The 2,687-nt window shown below is 75.2% G+C and carries 3 protein-coding genes; 2 read left to right on the top strand and 1 reads right to left on the bottom strand.

Annotation, left to right across the window (positions count from 1 at the left end):
* A partial coding sequence (locus SACPADRAFT_RS33075; protein WP_007027199.1) for a sortase domain-containing protein occupies positions 1–595 on the top strand: 595 nt, incomplete at its 5' end.
* A 21-nt stretch (positions 596–616) separates the two neighbouring features.
* On the opposite strand, the gene SACPADRAFT_RS0215905 is transcribed toward SACPADRAFT_RS33075, so the two are convergent.
* Complete coding sequence (locus SACPADRAFT_RS0215905; protein ID WP_007027198.1) at positions 617–2,275, bottom strand: DUF885 domain-containing protein; 1,659 nt, start codon at positions 2,273–2,275, stop codon at positions 617–619.
* Positions 2,276–2,415: 140 nt separating this feature from the next.
* On the opposite strand from SACPADRAFT_RS0215905, the gene SACPADRAFT_RS28130 reads away from it, so the two are divergent.
* Positions 2,416–2,687: AsnC family transcriptional regulator (locus SACPADRAFT_RS28130; RefSeq protein ID WP_040924460.1), on the top strand; the 272-nt coding region annotated here is incomplete at its 3' end.

Genomic DNA, 2,687 nt, shown 5'->3' with positions numbered 1-2,687 from the left:
GACGGCGCTGACGGCGGTGGCGCTGCTGCGGTCGAGCGGCACCGACACGACGGACCCGGCGGCCACCCTCCCGGGGGCGGACACGACGACACCCCCGCGGGGGCCACTGGCCGTGGCGGCCCCGCCCACATCCCGCACCCCCCTCCGCGAATCCGTCCCGACCCGGGTGTCCGTGCCCGCCATCGGGATCGACACCGGGTCCGTCATCGAGCTGCACCGCACCACGGGCGGGGGCATGGAGGTGCCCGGGCACGCGGGGATCGTCGGCTGGCTGGCCACCACGCCCACCCCGGGTGAACCGGGCGCCGCCGTCCTGACCGGGCACGCCAGCTACGCGGCGGAGCGCGGGGTCTTCGCCGGGATCGCCCGGCTGCGCGCGGGCGACGAGATCACCGTCCACCGCGCGGACGGCACCGGGGCGACGTTCACCGTCGACCGGGTCGACCGCGTCCCGCACGAGCACGCGCTGGAACGCGCGACCGCGCCCACCGGGAGCCGGACGCTGCGGCTGCTCACCACGACCGGCGTGTTCGACCGCACGGGGGACGACCCCGGGGCCGTGCTGGTGTCCGCCCGGCTGACCACCGTCGAGTGAACGCCACCGGCCGGTGGTGCCTCAGCGCCGGTCGGCGATCCAGCGGTCGACGACGTCGGCGAGCACCGTCATCGGCAGCGCACCCCCGGAGAGCACGAGGTCGTGGAGGTCGCGGACGTCGAACGCCGTGCCGAGCTCCCGTTCCGCCCGCGCCCGGAGCCGCTGGATCTCCAGCCGCCCGACCATGTAGGACAGTGCCTGCCCCGGGTAGCCGATGTAGCGGTCCACCTCCGCGACGATCTCGACCGTCGGCAGCGGGGTGTTGCGTTCGAGGAAGTCGATCGCCTGCTGCCGGGTCCAGCCCAGTGCGTGCAGCCCGGTGTCCACGACGAGCCTGCCCGCGCGCATCGAATCGCTGCTCAGCAGGCCGAGCAGCGCGACGTCGTCGGAGTACAGGCCCATCTCGTCGGCGAGGCGTTCCGAGTACAGCCCCCAGCCCTCGCTGTAGGCGTTGAAGCCACTGATCCGGCGCAACAGCGGCAGGTCGGTGAGTCCGAGCGCGGTGCTGAGCTGGAAGTGGTGCCCCGGGATCACCTCGTGGAACGCGATCGATTCGAGCGTGTGCCGGAACCGCTCGGTCACCCGGTACGTGTTGGCGAAGTACGTGCCGGGCCGGGACCCGTCGGCCGAGGGCAGCAGGTAGTACCCCGCCGCCGCCCCCGGGGCCTCCGCCTCGGGCACCGGCTCCACCACCCACGGCTGCGGCGGGATGCGGCCGAACCACCGGGGCGCCTCCCGCTCGGCCCGGGTGACCGCGGACCGCGCCGCCTCCAGCAGCTCCTCGCCGTTGTCCCAGCGCAACGCGGGGTCGGTGCGCAGCCGCTCGAAGATCTCGCCGAGGTCGGCGGTGCCGAACACCCGCTGACCGATCCGGGCGTACTCCCGCGCCAGGTCGTCGATCAGTTCCAGTCCGGTCTCGTGCAACCGCTCGGGCGCCTGGTCGGTGGTGGTGTGCACCCGGGCGAGTGCGGCGTAGCGCTCGCGACCGTCCGGCAGGTGGCACAGGCCGGGCCGCTCCTCGGGCCGGCCGTGCGGGGCGATCTCCCGGTCGAGCACGTCGCGGTAGGCGGCGAACGCGGGCCGCACCACCTCGGCCAGCAGCCGGGCACGACGCTCGGCGAACTCCTCGTCGACCGCGGGTTGCCGGGCCAGCGGGTCGTCGTCCGGGGCGGCGAGGTAGCGGTCGAGGTGTGCGACGGCCGCCCGCACCAGGTGTGCCACCGGGGTGCGCCCCGCGGCCACGCCCTCCCGGTGCCGCTGCGCGACCTGTTCCAGATAGCGGGGGATCTCCGCGAGCCGGTCGAGGTGTGCCCGCCCCTGCGCGGAGTCGGCGACCCCGGCCATCGGCAGCAGGGTGAGCAGGCCCGCCGCGGGCGCGACGAAGAAGTCGCTGACGGTGTACTCGACCAGGCGGGCGTCGATCTGGTCGATCTCCGCCTCCGCGGAGGCCAGCAGCACGTCCCGGGTGGTGCGGTCGGTGTCGCTCATCCCCGCGGGGTCCAGCTCCCGTGCGCGCCGGGCCAGGTCGGAAAAGCGGTCCCGGTGCCGCCGCTGTGCCGCCCCGTCGACCTCAGCGAGGCCGGTACGGGTCGGTTCGAGGCCCAGCAGCACGGGGGTCAACGGGTCGGCGTCGAACAGGGCACCGACGAACTCGTCGGCGAGCTCGGTGACGGGAGTCATGGCGCGGCAGCCTACCGTCCGGCGGTGCCACCCACCCACGGCCGGACGGAGGGTCCGGCCACGCCCCGTGTCGAGGATTACCGCCGGCGTTGTCCACGGTGGCGCCCGGACGGCGCGGCCCGGCGACTACTCTCGGGGGCGTGTCCGTGACCGATCCCGTCGACGCGCGCCTGCTCGCCGCACTGGCCGAGGCGGGCAAGGTCGCCGTCCACGAACTCGCGGCGACGGTGGGCATGGACCCGCGCGACGTCGCCTCCCGACTCGTCGACCTCTCCTCCCGGGGGCTGCCGCTGCTGGTGGGGGTCGAGAGCGACCCGGCGGGCCTGCGTTCGGCGCTCGCCCGGACACCGGGTGCGCCACCCGGTCCGGCACCGAACGCGCCGGGCTCCGTTCCCCCGCCCCCGCAACGGCC

This window comes from Saccharomonospora iraqiensis subsp. paurometabolica YIM 90007 (assembly GCF_000231035.2).
GTDB lineage: Bacteria > Actinomycetota > Actinomycetes > Mycobacteriales > Pseudonocardiaceae > Saccharomonospora > Saccharomonospora paurometabolica.
The sequence above is the reverse complement of the archived record's forward strand: the minus strand, read 5'-3'. Positions and strand labels throughout refer to the sequence as shown.

What these genes read in the sequence shown, in the direction of transcription:
- SACPADRAFT_RS0215905 (WP_007027198.1), bottom strand. Translation starts at nt 2,275, where the DNA reads ATGACTCCCGTCACCGAGCTCGCCGACGAGTTCGTCGGTGCCCTGTTC.